General features: G+C 65.6%; 25 protein-coding genes. 13 read left to right on the top strand and 12 right to left on the bottom strand.

Annotated elements, in window-relative coordinates; all coding sequences use genetic code 11:
* Window positions 1-6: 6 nt before the first annotated feature.
* The 8 genes from B5X82_RS12700 to ggt all read right to left on the bottom strand — a co-directional run bounded on the left by B5X82_RS12700 (window position 7) and on the right by ggt (window position 7,650).
* On the bottom strand, window positions 7-516 hold the full coding sequence (locus tag B5X82_RS12700) for an acyltransferase (RefSeq protein ID WP_079648534.1): 510 nt from the start codon (window positions 514-516) through the stop codon (window positions 7-9).
* A complete protein-coding gene (locus tag B5X82_RS12705; protein WP_176152553.1) occupies window positions 517-1,788 on the bottom strand; it encodes an oligosaccharide flippase family protein in 1,272 nt (423 codons plus the stop codon).
* 139 nt (window positions 1,789-1,927) lie between these two features.
* A complete protein-coding gene (locus tag B5X82_RS12710) occupies window positions 1,928-3,013 on the bottom strand; it encodes a DegT/DnrJ/EryC1/StrS family aminotransferase (protein ID WP_079648536.1) in 1,086 nt (361 codons plus the stop codon).
* Window positions 3,010-3,597, bottom strand: a complete 588-nt coding sequence (locus tag B5X82_RS12715) for an acyltransferase (RefSeq protein WP_079648537.1) — start codon at window positions 3,595-3,597, stop codon at window positions 3,010-3,012. The genes B5X82_RS12710 and B5X82_RS12715 overlap by 4 nt, the downstream gene beginning before the upstream one ends.
* Entirely contained in the window at window positions 3,594-4,544 is a 951-nt protein-coding gene (locus B5X82_RS12720) for a Gfo/Idh/MocA family oxidoreductase (RefSeq protein ID WP_079648538.1), read from the bottom strand. Before B5X82_RS12720 ends, B5X82_RS12715 begins: the two co-directional genes overlap by 4 nt.
* Window positions 4,545-4,703: 159 nt before the next feature.
* A complete protein-coding gene (locus B5X82_RS12725; RefSeq protein ID WP_235862685.1) occupies window positions 4,704-5,114 on the bottom strand; it encodes a MarR family EPS-associated transcriptional regulator in 411 nt (136 codons plus the stop codon).
* Between the two features lie 153 nt (window positions 5,115-5,267).
* Complete coding sequence (gene nusG, locus B5X82_RS12730) at window positions 5,268-5,753, bottom strand: transcription termination/antitermination protein NusG (protein WP_217699580.1); 486 nt, start codon at window positions 5,751-5,753, stop codon at window positions 5,268-5,270.
* A 160-nt stretch (window positions 5,754-5,913) separates the two neighbouring features.
* Window positions 5,914-7,650: a gamma-glutamyltransferase gene (ggt, locus tag B5X82_RS12735; RefSeq protein ID WP_079648541.1), complete on the bottom strand. Its 1,737-nt coding sequence runs from the start codon at window positions 7,648-7,650 to the stop codon at window positions 5,914-5,916.
* A 235-nt stretch (window positions 7,651-7,885) separates the two neighbouring features.
* On the opposite strand from ggt, the gene ffh reads away from it, so the two are divergent.
* The 13 genes from ffh to B5X82_RS12800 all read left to right on the top strand — a co-directional run bounded on the left by ffh (window position 7,886) and on the right by B5X82_RS12800 (window position 18,437).
* Window positions 7,886-9,358 carry a signal recognition particle protein gene (gene ffh / locus B5X82_RS12740; RefSeq protein ID WP_079648542.1) on the top strand — a complete coding sequence of 491 codons (1,473 nt, stop codon included), beginning with the start codon at window positions 7,886-7,888 and terminating at the stop codon, window positions 9,356-9,358.
* A gap of 39 nt (window positions 9,359-9,397) precedes the next feature.
* A complete protein-coding gene (gene rpsP / locus B5X82_RS12745) occupies window positions 9,398-9,850 on the top strand; it encodes a 30S ribosomal protein S16 (RefSeq protein WP_079648543.1) in 453 nt (150 codons plus the stop codon).
* A 114-nt stretch (window positions 9,851-9,964) separates the two neighbouring features.
* Window positions 9,965-10,438 carry a ribosome maturation factor RimM gene (gene rimM, locus B5X82_RS12750; protein WP_079648544.1) on the top strand — a complete coding sequence of 158 codons (474 nt, stop codon included), beginning with the start codon at window positions 9,965-9,967 and terminating at the stop codon, window positions 10,436-10,438.
* The gene (locus B5X82_RS12755; RefSeq protein WP_079648545.1) at window positions 10,435-10,713 is read left to right on the top strand and encodes a hypothetical protein; all 279 of its coding nucleotides are present in this window, start codon (window positions 10,435-10,437) and stop codon (window positions 10,711-10,713) included. Before rimM ends, B5X82_RS12755 begins: the two co-directional genes overlap by 4 nt.
* A gap of 47 nt (window positions 10,714-10,760) precedes the next feature.
* Window positions 10,761-11,027 (top strand): AbrB/MazE/SpoVT family DNA-binding domain-containing protein, encoded by a 267-nt coding sequence (locus tag B5X82_RS12760; RefSeq protein WP_079648546.1) that lies wholly within the window; start codon window positions 10,761-10,763, stop codon window positions 11,025-11,027.
* Window positions 11,020-11,400: a type II toxin-antitoxin system VapC family toxin gene (locus B5X82_RS12765; RefSeq protein WP_079648547.1), complete on the top strand. Its 381-nt coding sequence runs from the start codon at window positions 11,020-11,022 to the stop codon at window positions 11,398-11,400. The genes B5X82_RS12760 and B5X82_RS12765 overlap by 8 nt, the downstream gene beginning before the upstream one ends.
* Before the next feature lie 10 nt (window positions 11,401-11,410).
* Complete coding sequence (gene trmD, locus B5X82_RS12770) at window positions 11,411-12,151, top strand: tRNA (guanosine(37)-N1)-methyltransferase TrmD (RefSeq protein ID WP_079648548.1); 741 nt, start codon at window positions 11,411-11,413, stop codon at window positions 12,149-12,151.
* 2 nt (window positions 12,152-12,153) lie between these two features.
* The gene (gene rplS, locus B5X82_RS12775) at window positions 12,154-12,543 is read left to right on the top strand and encodes a 50S ribosomal protein L19 (RefSeq protein WP_012048871.1); all 390 of its coding nucleotides are present in this window, start codon (window positions 12,154-12,156) and stop codon (window positions 12,541-12,543) included.
* Between the two features lie 108 nt (window positions 12,544-12,651).
* Window positions 12,652-13,677: an aspartate-semialdehyde dehydrogenase gene (locus B5X82_RS12780; protein ID WP_079648549.1), complete on the top strand. Its 1,026-nt coding sequence runs from the start codon at window positions 12,652-12,654 to the stop codon at window positions 13,675-13,677.
* A 125-nt stretch (window positions 13,678-13,802) separates the two neighbouring features.
* The gene (locus B5X82_RS12785) at window positions 13,803-14,246 is read left to right on the top strand and encodes a GFA family protein (protein WP_079648550.1); all 444 of its coding nucleotides are present in this window, start codon (window positions 13,803-13,805) and stop codon (window positions 14,244-14,246) included.
* The gene (locus tag B5X82_RS12790; RefSeq protein ID WP_079648551.1) at window positions 14,227-15,000 is read left to right on the top strand and encodes an alpha/beta fold hydrolase; all 774 of its coding nucleotides are present in this window, start codon (window positions 14,227-14,229) and stop codon (window positions 14,998-15,000) included. Before B5X82_RS12785 ends, B5X82_RS12790 begins: the two co-directional genes overlap by 20 nt.
* Before the next feature lie 109 nt (window positions 15,001-15,109).
* Entirely contained in the window at window positions 15,110-16,969 is a 1,860-nt protein-coding gene (locus B5X82_RS12795) for a M2 family metallopeptidase (RefSeq protein ID WP_079648552.1), read from the top strand.
* A 295-nt stretch (window positions 16,970-17,264) separates the two neighbouring features.
* The gene (locus B5X82_RS12800) at window positions 17,265-18,437 is read left to right on the top strand and encodes a GGDEF domain-containing protein (protein WP_079648763.1); all 1,173 of its coding nucleotides are present in this window, start codon (window positions 17,265-17,267) and stop codon (window positions 18,435-18,437) included.
* Window positions 18,438-18,568: 131 nt separating this feature from the next.
* On the opposite strand, the gene B5X82_RS12805 is transcribed toward B5X82_RS12800, so the two are convergent.
* From B5X82_RS12805 to B5X82_RS12820, 4 genes are all read right to left on the bottom strand, one after another.
* The gene (locus B5X82_RS12805; RefSeq protein WP_079648553.1) at window positions 18,569-20,017 is read right to left on the bottom strand and encodes an AMP nucleosidase; all 1,449 of its coding nucleotides are present in this window, start codon (window positions 20,015-20,017) and stop codon (window positions 18,569-18,571) included.
* Window positions 20,018-20,111: 94 nt separating this feature from the next.
* The gene (locus B5X82_RS12810) at window positions 20,112-20,594 is read right to left on the bottom strand and encodes a peroxiredoxin (RefSeq protein ID WP_079648554.1); all 483 of its coding nucleotides are present in this window, start codon (window positions 20,592-20,594) and stop codon (window positions 20,112-20,114) included.
* Window positions 20,594-21,802 (bottom strand): glycosyltransferase family 4 protein, encoded by a 1,209-nt coding sequence (locus tag B5X82_RS12815; protein ID WP_079648555.1) that lies wholly within the window; start codon window positions 21,800-21,802, stop codon window positions 20,594-20,596. Before B5X82_RS12815 ends, B5X82_RS12810 begins: the two co-directional genes overlap by 1 nt.
* Window positions 21,803-22,039: 237 nt before the next feature.
* Window positions 22,040-22,990 (bottom strand): glycosyltransferase family 2 protein, encoded by a 951-nt coding sequence (locus tag B5X82_RS12820; RefSeq protein ID WP_079648556.1) that lies wholly within the window; start codon window positions 22,988-22,990, stop codon window positions 22,040-22,042.
* Window positions 22,991-23,013: the final 23 nt, after the last annotated feature.

Genomic DNA, 23,013 nt, shown 5'->3' on the forward strand with positions numbered 1-23,013 from the left:
TCCCGATCAGAGAGCTTTCAAAATCCGCGCCGGCACGCCACCGATGACCACGCGTCCCTCCGGAAACGAATGGCGCACCACCGCACCCGCCGCGATCACGGTACGCGGCCCGATTTCAACGCCGGCCAAGATCGTGACGTTGGATCCGATCCACACATTGTCGCCGATGGTGACGGGCTGGAAGATCAGAGGCTGCTCCTTGATCGGGCGGATCGGATCGGTGAATTTGTGACTGGTCGTCAGAATGTTAGCGAAGTGGCCGATTGCTACGTCGTTACCGATGCTCAACCCCCCTTCGGCACCGAAATAGCTCCAGTAGTGCAGAGACACGTTAGTACCCAGCATCAGGTTGTCCACGCCCGTAATCCGGACCGTCGGATCGATGAAGAGGCCACGGCACTTCCTGCCGGTCGCCCCTTCCAAGGCACGTTTTCTGATGGCACGAAAAAGGCGGCCGTCAAACCATGAGGCGGCGAGGTAAACCCGAAACCAGAACTTGCGGAGCAATCGCGACATTCAAGCGATCCCGATGGTAGGACGGCGAGCAAGGGTCATGAACAGAAAGACCGCATAGAGCGCACTCGCCGCGATCAGCGCAAGCCCGGAGTAGAGCAAAAAAACCTCGAGTGATTGGTTATGGGAGAGTAGAAGCGCTCCACCGATGATAAAAAGTTGTACGATATTCCAATGAAACAGAAGATCAGGCCGTTTCAGCGCCAGAGGCGTGCTGCCTATGCAGGTGGTCACGAACCGTGGCAGAAACGTTGGCAATAGATACAGGATGATGACACTTGTACGGGTCCATCTTGCGCTGAAGACCAGATCAACCAGGGGGCCGGCCATCAGTGCCAGAAGCCCGGCGATGGCGAGCGCGATGGCGAGGGCTCCCGATAAGGTCGTCAAGTAGAGACGCATCGTGCCCGAGTCCTCACGAACCGCGCGGGCTAGGCGTTGAAAGTATACTGTCGATATCGCGGCGGCGAGCACATCGATAGGAATGAAGGTAACGCGGCTGGCCACGGCGTAGAGTCCAGTTTCCTCAACGCCGAAACTCATCAGCACGAAGATCGGATAGGCCACGAGCGTCGACATGCGGATCAGCACATTCACGACGTCCACTTGGATATAGGACCGGAACCGGTGCAAGACACGACCCGTCGTTGCGAACGCCTGTTGCGGGGCAGCCACCAAGGCGCGAACGAGTTCGGCGCGAATGGGCCAGATCATAAATGTCGCCGCCATCAATCCCAGACTGAAGCCGGCCATCAACCCGATGGAGCCTGCATCTTTTAGGGCCAGGATGAGTCCGAGTTGCGAGCCTACAGTCAGCGCCGTGCGAGCAATTTGCGCCAGCGCCAAGCGACTATAGCGGCCGTTCTTAGCCCCGAATTCGCGCGACAACAAGAATATTCCATTCACCAGTGCCAGCAGTGCGATCATCGCCGCATAACCCCAATGCCAGTCCGCCCCATGGAAGTCGATTTGGGCCTTCTGCATTAGCATCTGTCCGAACAGCAATCCGACAACGAAAACCAGCGCTGTCGCGGCTAGAGCGACAATGATGGCGGCGGTCAGAAGGCCGTCTTCCTCGTCCTGCGACGCGATCTGATAGAGCGTGTCGATTCGGAGCAGCATGACCGCCCCGGCAAAGCCGGAAATGGCGGTCACGGTGCTGAACAACCCGAAATCCGCCGGCGTGTAGAAATGGGTCAGTACCGGATAGGCGATGACGTTTACGGTTTGCGCAACGATGCCGGCGGCGACGAGGGCCGAGACGTCGCTCGTCATGAGTTTTCTGATCCGGTGCATCATCGATGGTTGGCCGGTCCCGGCGCAGTCGCGCGCACAGCTGCGTTGCGTATCGGCGGCTCAGTCGCGTGGTGGTCAAAATCGCGCCCGCCCGCCCAGCGCAAGTGCCGCCTGAGGATCACGCGGGCAATACCCGTAGCAAGGTCTCGATAATCCGATCCTGAGTATCGTGCGACATATAGGGGTGCATCGGCAGGCTCATCACCTCCTCGGCGGCCTTGTTGGAATGCGGCACTTGTGCGGACGGATCGGCGACTGCGGGCTGGCGATTGAGGGGCAGGGGGTAGTGTACTGCCGTTGGCACGCCAGCCTTCTGGAGGGACGCCTGTACCTGGTCGCGGTTCTCGACCCGGATGGTGTATTGTGCCCAGGCGCTGATGGTTTCGGGAGCGACCTGCGGCAGGATAAGGTGTGATAAGCCGTCTCGATAGCGGTCGGCCACGCTCTGCCGTGCCGCGATCTCATCATCGAGGATCGCGAGTTTCGGCAGAAGGATGGCGGCCTGCAGGGTGTCGAGCCGTGAGTTTATCCCGACGCGCGTATGATAGTAGCGCCGCTCCTGGCCATGACGCGCGATCTGACGGATGGCTTTCGCAAGCTCCAGGTCGGAGGTAAAAATCGCGCCGCCGTCGCCATAGCAGCCGAGCGGCTTGGAGGGGAAGAAACTGGTACAGCTGATGGTGGCCAGATTGCCCGATTTCCGCCCCTTGTAGGTCGCGCCGAAACTTTGCGCCCCGTCTTCGATCACCGCGAGACTGTGGCGCTCAGCGAAGGCGTTGATAGCGTCGTAGTCGGCGGCTTGGCCGTAGAGGGAAACCGGCAAAATGGCCTTGGTGCGCGGCGTGAGCGCAGCTTCCAGTGTGGTGGGATCGAGATTGTAGGATCGGGGATCGATGTCGACATAGACCACCTTGGCACCCAACACCACGGCGGCCTCCGCAGTGGCGATATAGCTGAACGCCGGGATGATCACCTCGTCACCGGAACCTATCCCCAGCGCCATCAGCGCGACCTGCAGTGCATCGGTGCCGTTGGCACAAGTGATGCAGTGATCTGCACCGGTGTAGGCTGCGAGCTTTTCTTCGAGCTCCACCACTTCCGGCCCAAGGATGTATTTGCCGTGTGCAAGCACGCCCGCGATGCTGGCTTCGATCTCCGTCCGTAGACGGTCCTGCTGGGCGGCGAGGTCAACGAAAGGGATCATTTGCTATGGGTCTTTCTGGATACCGCACCGTTACGCAAGACATAGAGGTCGCCGGTATGTGGACAAATATAGTTGGCGTTACCCGTGAGCGGCAGGTTCATCTGTTCGCCGAACGCGCTCATCCAGCCCACCTGCCGGGCCGGCACGCCGACCATTAGCGCGAAGTCCGGCACGTCGCGGTTGATCACCGCGCCCGCTCCGATGAATGCGTATGCCCCCACGGTCGTGCCACAAACGATGGTACAGTTGGCCCCCAGGGTCGCGCCGCGCTTGACCCGCGTGTCCCGGTACTGATCCTTGCGCACGATCAGGGCACGCGGGTTATACACATTGGTGAAGACCATCGACGGTCCGCAGAACACGCCTTCTTCCAAGGTAACGTTGTCATAGACCGACACGTTGTTCTGAATCTTGCATCCGTCGCCAATGACGACATGGTTGCCGATAAAGACATTCTGGCCAAGGGACACGCCCTTGCCGATCCGCGCGCCACCGCAGACATGGACGAAGTGCCAGACGCGCGAGCCTTCACCGATCTCAGCGCCGTCGTCGACGATGGCACTCGGATGGGCGCTGTAGCTCATGCCTGCACTTTGGCGACGAAGGGATGCGCCTCGCCCGCAGCGGTCAACTCGCAGCGACGCATCGCGGCAACGGTGTTGATCGCTTGGCGATTGTCGTCGATGCCGAAGCCGTGCCCAGCGAGCACCTCCTCGTAGGACCGCTGGTGCAGATCAGTAAAGCCACCGGAAAACTCGAATTCCTCGCCGTCGATTAGGATCGAGCGATAGGTGCGTTGACCGGTCGCCCGGATCGCTTCTGGCAAATCGTCGATCTCGACTGAGAGGAACCATCGCACCCGGGCATGTTCATATTCCAGATATCCCGCCGCCCGGTTATCGTGGCGTAGATGGACTGAGCTTTCCTGCAATTCGCCGAAGAGAAAATGCAGCATATCGAAGAAGTGTACGCCGATATTGGCCATAATCCCGCCGGACTTCTTTTCGACCCCCTTCCAGCTCTGCATATACCAGCGACCACGGGAAGTGACATAGGTGAGGTCGACATTGAGCTTGGTCTCGAGCGTCCCCCCACGTATCTTCTCTCGGAGCGAAATGATCGAAGGATGCAGGCGCAACTGTAGGATCGAATTGACCTTGCGTCCCGTTTCTAGCTCGATCTGGGCAATAGCATCGAGGTTCCACGGATTCACCACCAGCGGCTTCTCACAAATGACGTGAGCACCTGACCGCAGCGCGAACCGGATATGGCTATCGTGCAAATAGTTCGGCGAACAGATGCTCACATAATCGATCGCCTCGTCGGATTGCGCGCGGCGCAGCTTATCGAAGTGCCGGTCGAACCGCTCGAACTCGGTGAAGAAAAAGGCTTCGGGAAAATGGCTATCGATGATCCCTACGGAATCGAACGGATCATAGGCCGCGACCAGACGATTGCCAGTCGCCTTGATGGCAGCCATATGACGAGGCGCGATGTACCCTGCAGCGCCTATCAATGCGAAATTCTTCATAGCTTTATCCTTCAAAGCCGGAAATCACTTTCGGATGCGGGCAAAAGACACTGACGCTGGCGCGGCGCTCCATTCATGTGCGGAAGTTAATTCGCTCAAGGCCGTTTAGAGTCCTGACAAATTTCGCATAGGAGCCGAAAACTATCTGTAATGCGAAAATCACTCGCGCACGAAAACGGATTCGGCTTCAAAATCAGCCTGCAGCTCCTCAAGCTCTGCCTTGATGGCATCATATTCTGCCAATTTTCGTTCAATGAATCGAGTAGCAAGGCCCGCCCGATGTTTAATCCCTTCAGGCGTCAGAATGTATACATAACCCAGCTTATTCTTCGAAGCCTTAAAATTGGCAAGCTTGACATGCCCTTTGTCGAGCAGAGCCTTCAGGCAGTAATTGACTGCGCCTAGACTAACGTTCAGCTCCTCGGCAATCTCGCGCTGTGAGGCCTCCGGAGACTTTTCGATAAGGCGGAGTACGCGAAAGTGAACGTCTTCGCGTTGGCGAGCGGCCTTTTTATTTGCCATGGGATCGATCCATCCAGCTGGAACCAAAGCTACCGCACGGCAGGTCATTTCCACCTTCCCCTACCTTACGCAATGCGCGAGCAAGCAAATGCTTCTCGTTCATGATTGAACGACTAGACCATCCCTGCAGATTCGCAAAGATTCCTTCTGACGAAATCCGGATGAAATTTCGGCGGGATTGACTTGCCATGCCGCGCGCCATCAGCACGCGAGACGTAAATCAGCAGGCTTGACGGCAACGCGCGTGTTTTTGCCAAGCATGTCTAGCAGAACCCAGACCCGCTGATCCGGCGCAAGCTGCTCTACTGTCCCGATAAACTCGGCTAGCGGCCCACTAGTGACACGGACGAGGTCGCCACCTCGCAGGAACCGAGGCGGCAGAAGCTTGCCGCTCGGATCGCATCGACGCATCAGGCTGGAGATCAGCCCCGATGGCACCTGAGCGGGCCTGTCATGGGAAAAGTCGATCAGTCGATTGACGCCGAGCGTACTGTTGACTGCACGCCACCGCACGACATCCGGATCGAAGCTGACAAAGAGATAATCCGGAAACAGCGCCCTGTAGATCTGTACCAGCCTGCCCGCCCTGCGGGACGTGATCTCTTCAAAAGGAGTGAAGACCTGTGCGTGCTGGCGCAAAAGATTACGCTTGGCAATGACTTCTGCGTTGGGCTTGAGTTGGACCACATACCACGACTGGATTGCTCGGTGCGCGCACCGGCCAGAAGGGTAAGAGGTCTCGTTCATATATGAACGGAGTGGCTGTCAGCCTCCATAAAGTCAACTCATCTCGCCATAGGCGGGACAAATGACGGTTCGAGGAACGCACACACGGCGCACCCCATCGCTACCATCCCAACGCCACCCCCGGACTGCGCGGATCGGCGGCGCCGGTCCAGCCGTCCGGGGTGCGCTGCAGGATCGTCAGCTTCGACGGGATGTCGCCTGCCACCGCTGTCTCGCCCAGCCGGGCCAGGGCGGGGATCATCGCCTCCAACGGGCTGTTGCGCTCGACGATCAGCGCGGGGCCGCGGAAGAAGAGGTTGGGGAGGGCGATCGCGTCGGCCGCCGGCAGGCCCCAGTCGATCGTGCCGACCAGCGCCTTCAGGCTGTGCATGATGATCGTCCGCCCGCCCGCCGATCCCAGAGCCATCACCGGCCGCCCGTCGGGACCGTAGACGATCGTCGGCGCCATCGACGACAGCGGCCGCTTGCCGGGCTGGACATGGTTGGGCACCAGCCGGCCATTCTCGCGCGGCTGCTCGTTGAAGTCGGTCAGTTCGTTGTTGAGGAAGAAGCCGCCCGCGACCAGCGAGCTGCCGAACGGCCCCTCGACCGTCGAGGTCATGCTGGCGATGTTGCCCCAGGCGTCGACCGCGACGAAATGGGTAGTGCCCTGCTCGGCCGGCGCCGGCGTCGCCGCCAGCGGCCCCGCGCCCGGCGGGGTGCCGGGCCGGTACTCGCCCAGCGTCCCATCGGGCGCGATCAGCTTGGATCGCTCGGCCAGATAGGCGGGGTCGAGCAGCCCGGCGACCGGCGCCGCGACGAAATCGGTATCGCCCAGCCAGGCGTCGCGATCGGCATAGGCGAGGCGCATCGCCTCCCCGATCAGGTGCCAGGCGACCGGCGAGTCCTTGCCCAGCGCCTTGAGGTCGAAGCGTTCGAGCATGCCCAGGATCATCAGGTCGGTGATCGCGCCCGAGGAAGGCGGCCCCATCCCGCAGATCCGGTAGCCGCGATAGGCGCCGCAGATCGCCGGGCGCGGCTTGGCGCGATAGCCGGCGAGGTCGGCGGCGGTCATCACCGTCGGGTTGCGCTTCGACCCGGCGATCGCGGCGCGGATCTCCTGCGCGATCTCGCCCTTGTAGAAGGCGTCGGGGCCCTTGGCGGCGATCGTGCGCAGCGTCGCGGCGAGCGCGGGGTTGCGCACCGTCTCACCGCTGGCCAGCGGGCGGCCGTCCTTCCAGTAGATCGCCCGCGCCTCGGGAAAGTCTGTCCACAATGCCTCGGCCTGCTTCAGCCGGAAGGCCAGCGTGCCCTGCACCGCATAGGGGCCGGGCGCATTGTCGGGCAGCAGCGTATAGCCCTGCTCGGCCAGCCGGATCGCGGGCTCGAAAAGCTTCGCCCAGGGGAGCCGGCCCCAGCGCTCATGCGCCTCCGCCATCAGCGCGATGTTGCCGGGCACGCCGACCGAATAGCCGCCCGGCACCGCCCGCATATAGGGCAGCGGCCGGCCGTCGGCGTCGAGGAAGCGATCGGGCCCGGCCGAGGCGGGGGCGGTCTCGCGCCCGTCGATCGTCAGGACCGCGCCGGTCTTCGCGTCATGATGGATCAGGAAGCCGCCGCCGCCGATCCCCGACGACATCGGCTCGGTGACGGTCAGCGCCAGCATGATCGCCATCGCCGCGTCGGCGGCGCTGCCGCCCGCGCGCAATATCTCCTGCCCCGCCGCCGCGGCGCGCGGCTCGGCGGCGGCGACGACACCGCGGGCGGCGGTGACCTGGCTTGCCGGCGCGGCGACCGCAACGACGCTCGACAGGCCAAGGGCCAGGGCGGAGAGGACGGTTACAGCGCGACGCAACATGGCGCGCAACTTATTGGATTGCGCCGTCGCGACAAGCCCCGATCGGCCCCGCCCCGCCGGCGACCTTGCCTTTCGCGGGCTTTGCGGCTAGGGACCGCCGCGTCGTTCCGACACGAAAGCATTGGCAAGCGTCCACGGACGCCCGCTGGCCGGCGAGGTTTCGCCCGCCGGCGCGCTTTGCGTTTCGGCCCGGGAAGGCAGCAATTTCGGCGCTTCGGCGCAGAGGAGTGAACGCATGTTCGAAAGTCTGAGCGAAAGGCTGGGCGGGGTCTTCGACCGCCTGCGTGGCCGTGGCGCGCTGAACGAATCGGACGTGCGCGAGGCGATGCGCGAAGTCCGCGTCGCGCTGCTCGAGGCCGACGTCGCCCTGCCCGTCGTCCGCCAGTTCGTCGAGAAGGTCACCGAACAGGCCGTCGGCCAGCAGGTGCTCCGCTCGGTCACGCCGGGGCAGCAGGTCGTCAAGATCGTCAACGACGCGCTGGTCGAGATGCTCGGCTCCGAAGCGTCGGACCTCAACCTGGATGTCACCCCGCCCGCGATCGTGATGATGGTCGGTCTGCAGGGCTCCGGCAAGACGACGACCACCGCCAAGATCGCCAAGCGGCTGAGCGAGAAGGGCCGCAAGAAGGTGATGATGGCGTCGCTCGACGTCAATCGCCCGGCGGCGCAGGAACAGCTCGCCGTGCTCGGCACCCAGGCGTCGGTCGCGACGCTGCCGATCGTCACCGGCCAGCAGCCGGTCGACATCGCCCGCCGCGCGCTCCAGGCCGCGAAGCTCCAGGGCTTCGACGTGCTGATGCTCGACACCGCCGGCCGCCTGCACGTCGACCAGGCGCTGATGGAGGAGATGAAGGCGGTCGCCGCTGTCGCCGAGCCGGAGGAGATCCTGCTCGTCGTCGACGCGCTGACCGGCCAGGACGCGGTCAACGTCGCCAAGAGCTTCTCCGAGCAGGTCGCGCTGACCGGCGTGGTGCTGACCCGGATGGACGGCGACGCGCGCGGCGGCGCCGCGCTGTCGATGCGCGCCGTCACCGGCAAGCCGATCAAATTCGTCGGCACCGGCGAGAAGCTCGATGGGATCGAGCTGTTCCAGCCCGCCCGCGTCGCCGGCCGCATCCTCGGCATGGGCGACGTCGTCAGCCTGGTCGAGAAGGCCGCCGAGACGATCAAGGTCGAGGAGGCCGAAGCGCTGGCCGCGCGGATGGCCAAGGGGCTGTTCGACCTCAACGACCTGCGTAACCAGTTGCGCCAGATGTCGCGGATGGGCGGGTTGTCGGGGCTGGCCGCGATGCTGCCCGGCATCAAGCAGGTCAAGCAGGCGATGGCCTCCGGCGCCGCCGACGACAAGGTGCTGGTGCGGATGGACGCGATCATCGGATCGATGACGCCCAAGGAGCGCGCCAAGCCCGAACTGCTCAACGCCAAGCGCAAGATCCGCGTGGCGAAGGGTTCCGGCACCACGGTGCAGGACGTCAACAAGCTCCTGAAGATGCATCAGGACATGTCGACGGTGATGAAGAAGATGAAGAAGATGGGCGGGCTGAAGGGCCTTGCCGGCCTGCTCGGCGGCGGAGGCGGCGGCCTCGGCGGCCTGCTCGGCGGTGGCGGCGCCCCGCCAGCGGGCGGTGGGCTTCCTGGGCTTCCCGGCATGCCCGGCAATCCGCAGGGCCTGCCCCCCGGCTTCCAGAATTTCCTGAAGAAACGCTGATTTTTTTGAACTGATCCGAATATCTAGAAAGGACTCATAATGGCCGTTTCCATCCGTCTCGCCCGTGGCGGCGCCAAGAAGCGCCCCTATTACCGCATCGTCGTCGCTGACGCGCGCAGCCCGCGTGACGGCGCCTTCATCGAGAAGATCGGCGCCTACAACCCGCTGCTCGCCAAGGACGATCCCAAGCGCGTCGTCCTCGACACCGATCGCGCCAAGCATTGGCTGTCGGTCGGCGCGCAGCCGACCGATCGCGTCGCCCGCTTCCTCGACGCCGCCGGCGTCCAGGAGCGCGCCGCCCGCAACAACCCGAAGAAGGCCGAGCCGGGCGAGAAGGCCAAGGAGCGCGCCGAGGAGCGCGCGGCCAAGCTCGCCGCCGCCGAGGAAGCCGCCAACGCCCCGGCCGAAGAGCCGGCCGCCGAGGAAGTGACCGAGGTCGCCGCCGAAGCTCCGGTTGAGGAAGCCGCCGCCGAGGAATCGACCGAGGCGTAAGTTGAACCTCCTCCCTTTGAAGGGAGAAGGCAAGCGGGGTGGGTGCGAGCGACATCGTCGCGGACCCCCGCCCCTCTTTCCTGCACCCAACCTCGCCCCTGGAGGGAAAGTCGGATGAGCGGCGACCGTCCGATCGTCCTCGCCGCGATCATCGGCGCGCACGGGTTGCAGGGCGAGGTGCGCCTCAAGCTCTTCACCGAGGATCTGGGCGCCTACAAGACGCTCGACGGCGCCGGGCGCAGCTTCACGCTGAAGGCGATCCGCCCCGGCCCGAACGGCGCGGTGGCGCGCTTCGCCGAGATCGGCGACCGCAACGCCGCAGAAGCGCTGCGCGGGACCGAGCTGAGCGTGCCGCGCTCGGCGCTGCCGCCGCTGGCTGAGGGCGAATATTACCATGTCGACCTGATCGGCCTGCCCTGCCTGGTCGACGGCGCGCCGATCGGCACCGCCGCGATGGTCGAGGATTTCGGCGCGGGCGACGTGCTCGAGATCGAGAAGCCCGACGGCAAGCGCTTCATGGTGCCCGTCGCCAAGGCGGTGACGATCGAGCCCGATCGCCTGCTGATCGACCCGGAGTTCGTCGAATGAATGCCGTCACCGCCTTCCTGCTGATCGGATCGATCTACCTCGTCATCATCGCCTATGGCGTGGTCCGCACCCGCAAGCGCGGCCTGCCGCCGCGCGTCCGCCTCATCGCCGCCGCGATCCAGGTGGTGGTGCCGCCGGCGGTCCTGATCGGTGCGCTGCTGCTGACCGGCGATCATCGCATGATCGCCACCTGGGGCACGCTGCTGGCCATGCTGATGGTCGCCGGCGTCTTCCTCGCCATGTGCACCGAGATCATCGCACGGCGGACGTTGTAACCGTCGCTCGATGCACGTATATACATGACGTATATACGGAGACGCATATGAGTGCCCCCATCAAATCCCGCACCTTCAAGTCGGGCAACTCGGTCGCCCTGCGCCTGCCCAAGGCGCTGGGCGTCGAGGCGGGCGCCGAGATGGTGATTCGCGAGGAGCGCGGCCGCTACATCGTCGAGCCCGTTAAAACCGTGCGGAAGAAGATCGACCTGTCCGGCATCTACGGGTCCATTCCCGGCCTGAAACCGATCGAACGGCTCGACATGGAGCCACGCGAACTCGATCGGGACGGAAAGCTGCTCAAGCGTGACTGAGCCAGCCTTCCTGCTCGACACGAATATCCTGATCTACCTGATCGACGGCACGTCGGAGACATTGCGCGCCAGGGTGGAGGATCGCGAACCGGGCGAACTCATCACCTCCACCCTGTGCGTCGCCGAAGCCGCCTTCGGCCTGCGTGACGATCCGGCCGCGCAGGCACGGCTCGACATGTTGCTCGACATCGTCAAACCGGCTCCCTTCACGCTGGAAGCCGCCCGGCAGTTTCCAGGCGTTCCGTTCCGGCGCGGCAAGCTCGATCGCTTCATCGCTGCCCATGTCCTAGCGCTCGGTCTCGTGCTCGTGACGAACAACCCCGGCGATTTCGCCGATGTGCCGAATCTGCGTATCGAGAACTGGACGATCTGACAGCACCGCCATGACCTTCGCCGCCACCATCCTGACCCTCTATCCGGAGATGTTCCCCGGGCCGCTCGGCGTCTCGCTCGCCGGCCGCGCGCTGGCCGAGGGGAAATGGACCTGCGATCCCGTCCAGATCCGCGACTTCGCCACCGACCGGCACCGCTCGGTGGACGACACCCCGGCCGGCGGCGGCGCCGGCATGGTGATGCGCGCCGACATTCTGGCCCGTGCGGTCGACCATGCGCTGGAGGCGCGGCCCGATTCGCCGCTGCTGGCGATGACGCCGCGCGGGGCGCCGCTCACCCAGGCGCGCGTGCGGCAGCTCGCCGCCGGGCCCGGCGTGACGATTCTCTGCGGCCGGTTCGAGGGAATCGACGAGCGGCTGTTCGAGGCGCGGCCGATCGAGCCGGTGTCGATCGGCGACTATATATTGTCGGGCGGCGAGATGGGGGCGCTGGTGCTGCTCGATGCTTGCATCAGGCTGCTTCCTGGCGTAATGGGCGCGCCCGACAGCGGGGACGAGGAAAGCTTCGAAAGCGGCCTCCTCGAATATCCGCATTATACCCGACCTGCCGAGTGGGAAGGGCGCACGATCCCCGAAGTGCTGCGATCTGGGGATCATGCGAGGATCGAGGCTTGGCGCAACGCCATGGCCGAGACCGATACAAGGCTAAGGAGGCCGGACCTTTGGGAGCGCCATGAGGGCGCTCGGGCCCAGTCTCCCTCTGGCGCGCGGCGACAGAAGAAGGAGCGATGAGCATGAACCTCATCCAGCAGCTCGAAGCCGAGCAGATTGCCAAGTTCAAGGAATCGAAGTCGATTCCCGATTTCCGTCCGGGCGACACGCTGCGCGTCGGCGTGAAGGTCGTCGAAGGCGAGCGCACCCGCGTCCAGGCCTATGAGGGCGTCTGCATCGCCCGCGCCAACAAGGGCATGGGTTCGTCGTTCACCGTCCGCAAGATCTCGTTCGGCGAGGGCGTCGAGCGCGTCTTCCCGCTCTATTCGCCGAACGTCGAGTCGATCGAGGTCGTCCGCAAGGGCGTCGTCCGTCGTGCGAAACTCTACTATCTGCGTGGCCGTCGCGGTAAATCCGCGCGTATTGCAGAGCGTCGCGACAATAAACCGGCCGCCGAGGCCCAGGAAGCCTGAAGCCAGGATTTCCATAGCAAACCTCGCAGGCGGCCGGCTCCCTCGGGAGACCGGCCGTTTGCTTGTCTGGACGTAGCAACGTCCCCGTTACAGAGCAGGAAGCAAGAAATGGGTTATCGTGTCGTCGTCGCGGGTGCCACCGGCAATGTGGGCCGCGAAATGCTGAACATCCTGGCCGAGCGCGAATTCCCGATCGCCGAGCTGGCGGCGGTGGCTTCGGCCCGCAGCCAGGGCGACCAGATCGAGTTCGGCGAGACCGGCAAGATGCTCAAGGTCCAGAACATCGAGCATTTCGACTGGTCCGGCTGGGACATCGCGCTGTTCGCGATCGGCTCCGACGCCACCAAGATCTACGCGCCGATCGCCGCCGCGGCAGGCTGCACCGTGATCGACAACAGCTCGCTCTACCGGATGGAGCCCGACGTTCCGTTGATCGTGCCCGAGGTGAACCCCGAGGCGATCGACGGCTACAAGGCGCGCAACATCATCGCCAACCCGAACTGCTCGACCGCGCAGATGGTCGTCGCGCTCAAGCCGCTGCACGATGCGGCGACGATCAAGCGCGTCGTCGTCTCGACCTACCAGTCGGTGTCGGGCGCCGGCAAGGCGGGCATGGACGAGCTGTTCGAGCAGAGCCGCAACATCTTCGTCGGCGACCCCGCCGAGCCGAAGAAGTTCACCAAGCAGATCGCCTTCAACGTGATCCCGCACATCGACAAGTTCCTCGATGACGGCTTCACCAAGGAAGAATGGAAGATGGTCGTCGAGACCAAGAAGATCATGGACCCGAAGGTGAAGGTCACCGCGACCTGCGTCCGCGTCCCCGTCTTCGTCGGCCATTCGGAAGCGATCAACATCGAGTTCGAGAAGGAGCTGTCGGCCGAGGACGCGCAGAAGATCCTGCGCGAGGCGCCGGGCGTGATGCTCGTCGACAAGCGCGAGGACGGCGGATACGTCACCCCGGTCGAGTGCGTCGGCGAATTCGCGACCTATGTCAGCCGCGTCCGCGAGGACCCGACCGTCGACAACGGCCTCGTGCTCTGGTGCGTCTCGGACAACCTCCGCAAGGGTGCCGCGCTCAACGCGGTCCAGATCGCCGAGCTGCTCGGCCGTCGCCATCTGAAGAAGGCTTGAACGTCCAAATCTCTTGACGTCATTCCAGCGAAGGCTGGAATCCATGTCTGTCATCCCTCGCGGCACCGTTCGTGGAGAGAGACATGGGCCCCAGCCTTCGCTGGGGCGACATTGAGGAGAGAGCGATGGTGGAGACCATGACCGGCGGCTGCCAGTGCGGCCGCATCCGCTATGCGGCCGAGGTCGGTTCGGACGAGGCCTATCTCTGCCATTGCCGGATGTGCCAGCGCGCCACCGGCGGCGTGTCGGTCGCCTTCGTCAACCTGAAGAAGAGCGCGGTGCGCTGGGCGCGCGAGCCGGATTATTACGCCAGCTCGCCGATCGCGCGGCGGCCCTTCTGCTCGGCCTGCGGGACGCCGCTCGGCTTCGAATATCCCGACGGCGACAATATCGACCTGACGGTCGGCAGCTTCGACGACCCGTCGCGCTTCCGCCCCGCGCATCATTTCGGCGCGGAAAGCCTGCACGAAGCGTGGATCGACACGCGCGACCTGCCGCGCTACCGGACCGACGAGCACAAGCCGCTCGTCGATCGCTGGATGAAGACCGTTGGCAAACTTCCCGACTGAGACCGCCCTCCACCATTTCGACGGCGCCGACGGCGCACGCATGGCCTGGCACGGCATGGGACCCGAGGACGGGCGACCCGTCATCCTGATCCACGGCCTGTTCTCCAACGCCTTCACCAACTGGGTGCGCTACGGCCATGCCGCCAAGCTCGCCGCCAAGGGCCGGCGGGTGATCATGCCGGACCTGCGCGCGCACGGTGACAGCGCCAAGCCGCACGACCCGGCGGGCTACAGCCACGACATATTGGCCGACGACAATCTCGCGCTGATCGAGCAGCTCGGCCTGGCGCCGGGCGGCTACGACCTGGGCGGCTATTCGCTGGGCGGGCGGACCACCGCGCGGATGCTAGTGCGCGGCGCGAAGCCGGGCAAGGCGCTGCTCGCCGGCATGGGCCTCGAAGGGCTGCTCGACCTGGGCGGCCGGGTCGCCTTCTTCCGCAAGGTGCTCGAAGGCGTCGGCACCCACCCCAAATTCTCGCCCGAATGGATGGCGGAGGGTTTCCTCAAGACGACCGGCGGCGATGCCAGGGCGCTGCTCCTGCTGCTCGACAATTTCCCGACGATCGCCCGCGCCTCGCTCGCCGACCTCGCCATGCCGATCCTGGTGCTGACCGGATCGGAGGACAATGACAACGGCTCCGCCCGCGCGCTCGCGACCGCGCTGCCCAATGCCGGCTTCGTCGAGGTGCCGGGCAACCATATGAGCGCGGTGACCCTGCCCCAGCTCGGCGACGCGATCGCCGACTGGTTCTGACCTCCCACCAGGGGGGCCGGCGTCCCACTGCGCTAATACACGGGCTTGACGGCCCTCGGTGGCGTGATGACAGTGCTGTCAGCACAGAAGATACCGAGGAACCATCCCCATGAAACTCCCGATCAAGGCGGCGACGTCCGCGTTGGCGCTCGCCGCGCTGCTCGCCACCGCCCCGGCTCTCGCCGAGGAACAGCAGCCCGCCGCCGCGGCCGCCAACACGTCCACCGCGGCGCCCACCGTCGCCGAAGCCGATGCCTTCGTCGCCGATGCCGAAAAGCAGCTTGCCGATCTCGGCATCTACGGGGCGCAGGTGGCGTGGATCAACGCGACCTACATCACCGACGACACGGACGCGGTGAACGCCCGCGTCGGCGCCGAGTTCACCGAGATGCAGGTCCGCTACGCCAGCGGCGCAGCGCGCTTCGACGGGCTAAAGGGGCTGAGCTACGACACCCGCCGTAAGCTCGACATCCTCAAGCAGAGCATCGTCCTGCCCGCGCCCGCCACGCCGGGCGCCGCCAAGGAGCTCAACGACCTCGCGACCCGGCTCCAGTCGGCCTATGGCAAGGGCAAGGGGACGCTGCGCGGCCAGGAGATCAACGGCTCCGACATCGAGGCAGCGATGGGCACCAACCGCAACCCCGCCGAGCTCAAGGAGATGTGGGTCAGCTGGCATGACAATGTCGGCAAGCCGATGCGCGGCGACTATGCCAAGCTGGTCGAGATCGCCAACAAGGGCGCGGTCGACCTCGGCTACAAGGACCTCGGCGCGATGTGGCGCGCGGGCTACGACATGCCCGCCGACGACTTCGCGAAGATGATGGACCGGCTGTGGACGCAGGTGAAGCCGCTCTACGACGCGCTCCACTGCTACACCCGCGCCAAGCTCAACGAGAAATATGGCGACGCCGTCCAGGCGAAGACCGGCCCGATCCGCGCCGACCTGCTCGGCAATATGTGGGCGCAGGAATGGGGCAACATCTACGATATCGTCGCGCCGAAGGGCGCGGGCGACCTGGGCTTCGACATCGGCGACCTGCTCGTCGCCAAGCAGTACGACCCGGTGAAGATGGTCAAGGCGGGCGAGGGCTTCTACACCTCGCTGGGCTTCGCCAAACTGCCCGACAGCTTCTGGACCCGCTCGCAGATCACCAAGCCGCGCGACCGCGAGGTGGTGTGCCACGCCTCCGCCTGGGATATCGACAATGTCGACGACCTGCGGATCAAGATGTGCACCAAGGTGAACTCGGACGACTTCGTCACGATCCACCACGAACTGGGCCATAATTTCTACCAGCGCGCCTATAACAAGCAGCCCTATCTCTACCTCAACGGCGCCAATGACGGCTTCCACGAGGCGATCGGCGACTTCATCGCGCTGTCGGTGACCCCCGACTATCTGGTGCGGATCGGCCTGCTCGACCCGGCGAAGGTGCCGAGCGCCGACAAGGACATCGGCCTGCTGCTGCGTCAGGCGATGGACAAGGTCGCCTTCCTGCCGTTCGGCCTGCTGATGGACAAATGGCGCTGGGGCGTGTTCAGCGGCCAGATCAGCCCGGCCAGCTACAACAAGGCGTGGACCGACCTGCGCCTGCAATATCAGGGCATCGTCCCGCCCGAGCCGCGCGACGAGGGCGATTTCGATCCGGGCGCCAAATACCACATCCCGGGCAACACGCCCTATGCCCGCTACTTCCTCGCCCGCATCCTCCAGTTCCAGTTCTACAAGGCGGCATGCGAGCAGGCCGGCTGGAAGGGACCGCTCCACCGCTGCTCCTTCTACGGCAACAAGGAAGTCGGCGCGAAGCTCGACGCGATGCTGAAGATGGGCGCGTCCAAGCCCTGGCCCGACGCGCTCCAGGCCTTCACCGGCAGCCGCGAGATCGACGGTTCGGCGATGATCGCCTATTTCAAGCCGCTGATCGCCTGGCTCGACAAGCAGAACAAGGGCCAGCGCTGCGGCTGGTGAGTCGAAGCAGGGGCCGGTGGCGAATCGATTCGCCACCGGTCCCGGTTCCGGTCGAATCGACTCAGTAATGAACAAGGCTGACAATAAGCCGGACCGGCTTTCGTGCCGTGAACATCGGCAAAAAGCGCATCAATAGTATCCAAAATGGAGCCAGCGCCCGAAAAAGGCACCGCTCGACCGTTTTGACTATTGCTTTTTACCACGCCGCATCGCAGTGGCCCGGCCCTATCGCAACGGGATCAACCGGTCGGCGGGCGCCAATGGGGCCTCCGCCGCCCTTCGCGTTCGGGGGACCATGGCCGCAGCGGTGATCATCATCATCATCGCGCTGACCTTCAGCGCCGCGATGCTGACCGGGGTGATGCTGATCGCCTGGCGCAGCTTCGGCCGGCCGCGCCATGCCCTGTTGTGGGCGGCGGCCTTCGCGGTGGCGACGGTCGAATGGATCGCCAACCTCGCCTTCCGGATCGCCCATGCCCAGGACAATGCCGCGATCTATGCGGCGATCGCCGGGCTGAGCTGCCTGTCCAACGCACTGATCGCGGCGGGCTTCGTTCAGCGCAGCCGGCCGCAGACGGGGCCTGGGCCCTTCCTGATCGCTGCAGCCGGCGCCGCGCTGCTGATCGCCGGGGCGGCGATCGTCGTCCCGCACGACGGCGTCCGGGACGCGACCGGGCTGCTGTTCGGCGGGGCGATGATGGCGATCAGCGCCGCGCATGTCGGCCGCGGCTTCCGCTCCGCGTCGCTGCCCGAACGATCGGTCACGCTGATGCTGATGCTGTTCGCGATGCTCGACGGTGCGATGGCGGTCATCGCGCTGCGTCAGGGCATCGCCGGCCAGGGCGAGGCGTTCGCGCTGTTCCGCACCATCCTCGTCCTGCTCTATCCCCCTGCCTTCATCGGCGTCGGGCTGTTCTCCGTATTCCTGGTCGCCGCGGACCTGGCGGAGACGATGCGCACGCTGGCGACGTCGGACGTGCTGACCGGCGTCTACAACCGGCGCGGGTTCGAGGATGCGGCCGAGCGCGCGATCCGCAACGCCCATCGCCAGCGCCAGCCGCTATCGGTGGTGGTCGCCGACATCGACGGCTTCAAGGCGATCAATGATCGCTACGGCCATGGCGTCGGCGATCGCGCGCTGCGCCATTTCGCCAGCCGGGTCGAGCGGCTCGTCCGGCGCGGCGACCTGATCGGCCGGATCGGCGGCGAGGAATTCGCGCTGCTCCTCGTCAACACTCGCCCGCAGGACGCGGTCGAGGTGGTCGAGCGTATCCGCCGCGACATCGCCGCGATGCCGGTCAGCGGGCCCGACCGCATCGTCATGACCGCCAGTTTCGGCGTCACCGGCCTGCGGCCCGGCGACATCTCGCTCGCCTCGCTCCTCACCCGCGCCGACCGCGCGCTCTACCGCTCGAAGCTCGACGGCCGCGACCGGGTGACGAGCGCCGAGGAGCTGGAAGAGGCGTGATGTCCGGTTTCAGCTTGCGCTGAAACGAGCGGCACCGGCCCGCACCCCACCCGACCTCCCAGTGCTTCTACCCTATGGGAGGTCGGGTGGGGGTGCGGGCCGGTGCCGTATCCGGCGTCAGCCGGATCAGCTCAACGAAACGGCGGCTCGTCGAAGGCGCGCAGCTTGCGGCTGTGGAGGCGGGTGCCCTCGCCGCGGAGCTGGTCGACCGCGGCGATGCCGATCTGGAGATGCTCGGCGATCGCCCGCTCGTAGAAGCGGTTGGCCTGGCCCGGCAGCTTGATCTCGCCGTGGATCGGCTTGTCCGACACGCACAGCAGCGTGCCGTAGGGGACGCGGAAGCGATAGCCCTGCGCTGCCAGCGTCGCCGATTCCATGTCGATCGCGACCGCGCGGCTCTGGCTGAAGCGCAGCGCCGAAGCGGTGTAGCGCAGTTCCCAGTTGCGGTCGTCCGAGGTCACGACGGTGCCGGTGCGCATCCGGAGCTTGAGCTGCTCCATGCTCTGGCCCGAGACGATCTCGGCGGCGCGGGTCAGCGCCTGCTGCACCTCGGCGATCGCCGGGATCGGGATTTCGGGCGGCAGCACGCTGTCGAGGACATGGTCGTCGCGCAGATAGGCGTGCGCCAGCACATAGTCGCCGATCCGCTGGCTGGGACGCAACCCGCCGCAATGGCCGATCATCAGCCAGGCCGCCGGCCGCATCACCGCCAGATGGTCGGTGATCGTCTTGGCGTTGGACGGGCCGACGCCGATATTGACCAGGGTGATACCCGACCGGTCGGGCGCGACCAGGTGATAGGCGGGCATCTGGTGCTTGCGCCACGCGCTGTCGGCGATCGCCTGACGCGGATCGGGATCGCCGCGCCGGATTTCGACCCCGCCGGCGCCGCTCAGCATCGTGTAGCGGCCGTCCTTGTCGAGCTGGTCGATCGCCCAATGCACGAACTCGTCGACATAGCGGTGATAGTTGGTGAACAGGATATAGTCCTGCACATGGCCGGGCGGCGTGCCGGTATAATGGCGCAGCCGGGCGAGGCTGAAGTCGACCCTCGGCGCATCGAACAGCGCCAGCGGCCGGGGGGCCCCGTCGGCCTGCATCCACAGCCCGTCGGCCAGCTCATCGCCGATCTGCGACAATATCGTCGAGGGGAAGATGCGCGAGAGCTCGACCGGCGAGGCGCCAGTCAGGTCAAGGTCGTCGCCCGCGTCGAGCACGTAATTATAGGGTATCTCGGTGGTGCCGACCCCGGCCTCCACCCGCACGCCGTAATCCGCGATCAGCAGGTCGATCTGCTGGGCGAGATAGGGCGCGAACAAGGCGGGCTGGGTGACCGCGATCGCATAATCGCCAGGCTGCTGGAGCCGGCCGAATGAGCGGCCGAGCGGCCCCGGATCGCGGCCGCCTTCATAGCGCAGTCGGATCTCGGGATAGGCGAAGGCGCCGTCGCGGCGCATCGCCGGATCGGGCCGTTCGCCGGTCCGTATATAGTGGGTCAGCGCGGCGCGCAGCCGCGCGACCGACTCGCGGTAGAGCGCATCGAGCTGTTCGACGAGTTGCAGGCTTTGCGTGGACGGCAATCTGTTCTCCTTGTTGTCTTGTGCCGGAAATCGATGACAATGATGTTAGGATGTGTGGGGATTCAGCCCGCCACGGGCTGAATCCCCACACATCCTAGAGCTGGCCGAGGAGATGCTCCGCGCTGCTCACCTTATATTCGCGGGGCTCCTCGACGTTGAGGCGGGTGACGACGCCGTCCTCGACCAGCATCGAGAAACGCTGGCCGCGCACGCCCATGCCGGCGCCGCGCGCGTCCATCTCCAGCCCCAGCGCCCGGACGAAGTCGCCATTGCCGTCGGCGAGCATGCTGACCTTGCCGTCGGCGCCGGCGGAGGCGCCCCAGGCCCCCATCACGAAGGCATCGTTGACCGCGGTGCAGACGATCTCGTCGACGCCCCTGGCGCGAATCTCGTCGGCCTTGTCGACATAGCCCGGCAAATGCTTGGCCGAGCAGGTCGGGGTGAACGCCCCGGGGACCGAAAAGAGCGCGACCTTGCGGCCAGCGAACAGGTCGCCGCTCGCGACCGGCTTCGGTCCCTCGCTCGTCATCGTCATGAAGCTGGCCTCGGGCACCCGCTCTCCCACCGCGATCGTCATCATCCTTCTCCCTTGCTGTCGCTGCTCGACGGGCCAAGCGCCGCGTCGATGAAATTCGCGGTCACCCATGACCAGCCATGCGCGCGGGCATGCGCGAGTCCACCCTCGGCCAGCCGCGTCCGAAAGGCCTCGTCGCCCAGCAGCCGGCGGATCGCGCCGGCGATGTCGTCGACGTCGTAGCCGTCGACCAGCAGCCCGGTCTCGCCGTCGATCACCGCGTCGGTGACGCCGCCGGCACGCCCGCCGATCACCGCCTTGCCGCAGGCGTTGGCCTCCAGGAAGACCAGCCCGAAGCCCTCGGTGTCGCCGTCGGCCAGCGTCCGGTTCGGCATGATGAAGAAGGTGCAGCGCCGATAGAGGTCGGTCAACGCATCGTCGTCGACCCCGCCGAGGAAATCGATCCGGTCGGCGGCCCCGCTGGCCGCCGCCCGCACCTTGAGCGCGGCCTCGTCGGCGCCATGGCCGGCGATCTTGAGCCGATAGGTGGGGAATTCGGGGGCGACGAGCGCGAAAGCGTCGATCAGCCGGTCAAAGCCCTTGCGCTCGACCAGTCGGCCGACGCTGAGGATGAACGGCTCATTGGCCGTGCCGGGCGTGAAGCGTTCGAGGTCGACGCCGTTGACGACGAGGCGGATGCGCTCGGGCGCCACGCCGAAGTCGCCGATCAGCCGGTCGCGGGTGAAGCTCGACACCGTCACCACCACGTCGGCGGCGCGCAGCGCCAGCCCGCGCAGCCGCGCCAGCCGGTTGTAGCTCGCCTGCACCACCTCCTCGCCATGGGTGTAGATGACGACGCGCCACGGCGTCAGCAGCGACAGCAGGATGGCGAGCCAGCCGAGCCCGTGCAGTTCGCAGACGACGATCGCCTTCGCGCGCGACCGGATCGCCTCGATCACCACCGCGCAGAACACGAACAGCATCACCGGCAGGTCGATCGCCACCAGGTCGAGCAGGCCGATCCGCCGTCGGATATGCTCGATGCGCGGCGGGCGCAGCCAGGGGATGCGCCGGATCGGATAGGCGCGGCCGGCGTCGCTCTCGCGCCATCCCGGGATCGGCCTGGCGAGATCGGGGTCGCGCCGCGCGCTCAGCACCTGGATGCGCGGCGCGGCATAGCGGGCAAGGCGGTCGTAGAGCGTCGGCGTCCCGCCGACGAGCGGCGGCATGACGTTGGTGACGAGCAGGATGCGGCCCCTGCCATCGTCCATGCCCGCCGTTCCGGATGACCCGGCCTGCTGACGGATATGGCTCACAAATTGCCCCACCGGCGTCGGACTAGCACCCTGCCATCCGAAATTCCATGCATGGCAGCCGGACCGATCTCCATCGTCATGCCCGCGAGAGCGGGAATCCATGGACGGCGGCCCGCAGGAGACCGGGTGCTCCGTGACCGTGGATTCCCGCTTTCGCGGGCATGGCGGAGAGATGGGCGGAAGCGACATGCGCTAGACATGCTTGCGGAGCCTGAGCAGCAGCGGTGCGAGAAACGGCGCGACCCGGATGACGCGCAGCGCCCTGCGCCAGCGCGGGCCGAGCAGGTCGGGGCCCGCCCGGTCGAAGCCCGCCAGCGCCGCCTTCACCCGCCCCTGCTCCAGGTCGGTGAAGGCGTCATCGATCATGATCTGGCGCGCGATGCGATCGCACATCTCCTCGGCCGCCTTCGCCTCGGGGCGGCCGGCGAGCCGCTCGCGTGCCCGCTGGGTCACGGTCAGCGCGGTGCGCAGCATCCCGCCCGAATTGCGCGACGCCTGGTTCGCCCGGCGGCGGTAGCGGACGATCGGCCGCGGCACATAGGCCAGCTCCCAGCCCGCCTCGAGCAGCCGAATCCAGCCGTCGAAATCCTCCGACGAGATGATGCTCGTGTCGAAGCCGCCGATCCCCATGATCGCCTCGCGCCGCATCACGGTCAGGCCGAAGATGTTGAACTCGCGCCGCAGCACGCGGTCGAGCGTCGCGGGAAGCTGCTGCGGGCAATAAGTGGAGAACAGCTCGCCCTCGCGGTCGGCACCGAAGAAGGTTGCGTCACTGGTGACGAAGCCGATCCGCGGCGACGCCTCGAGCGCGGCGATCATCGAGGACAGGAAGTCGGGCTCATAGACGTCGTCGCCGTCGAGCAGCGCCACATAGGGGGTCGTCACCGTCGCCATCGCGCGGTTGCGGGCGGTCGAGGGACCGCCATTGTCGGTTTCGAGGAAACGGATGCGCGGATCGGCCAGATAGGGCGCGACATGTGCCGCCGCGTCCCGATCGCCGTCGTCGATGACGACGATCTCCCAGTCGGTCCGGTCCTGCGCCAGCACCGAATCGATCGCGTCGTGCAGCATCACGCCGACGCGATAGGCGGGGATCACCACGGTGACGGCCGCCGGGCGGCGCTCGCTGCTTTGCGTCGTCATGGCGGCAAGCTATATGCATAAGC

The organism is Rhizorhabdus histidinilytica (assembly GCF_900167915.1).
Classification (GTDB): domain Bacteria; phylum Pseudomonadota; class Alphaproteobacteria; order Sphingomonadales; family Sphingomonadaceae; genus Rhizorhabdus; species Rhizorhabdus histidinilytica.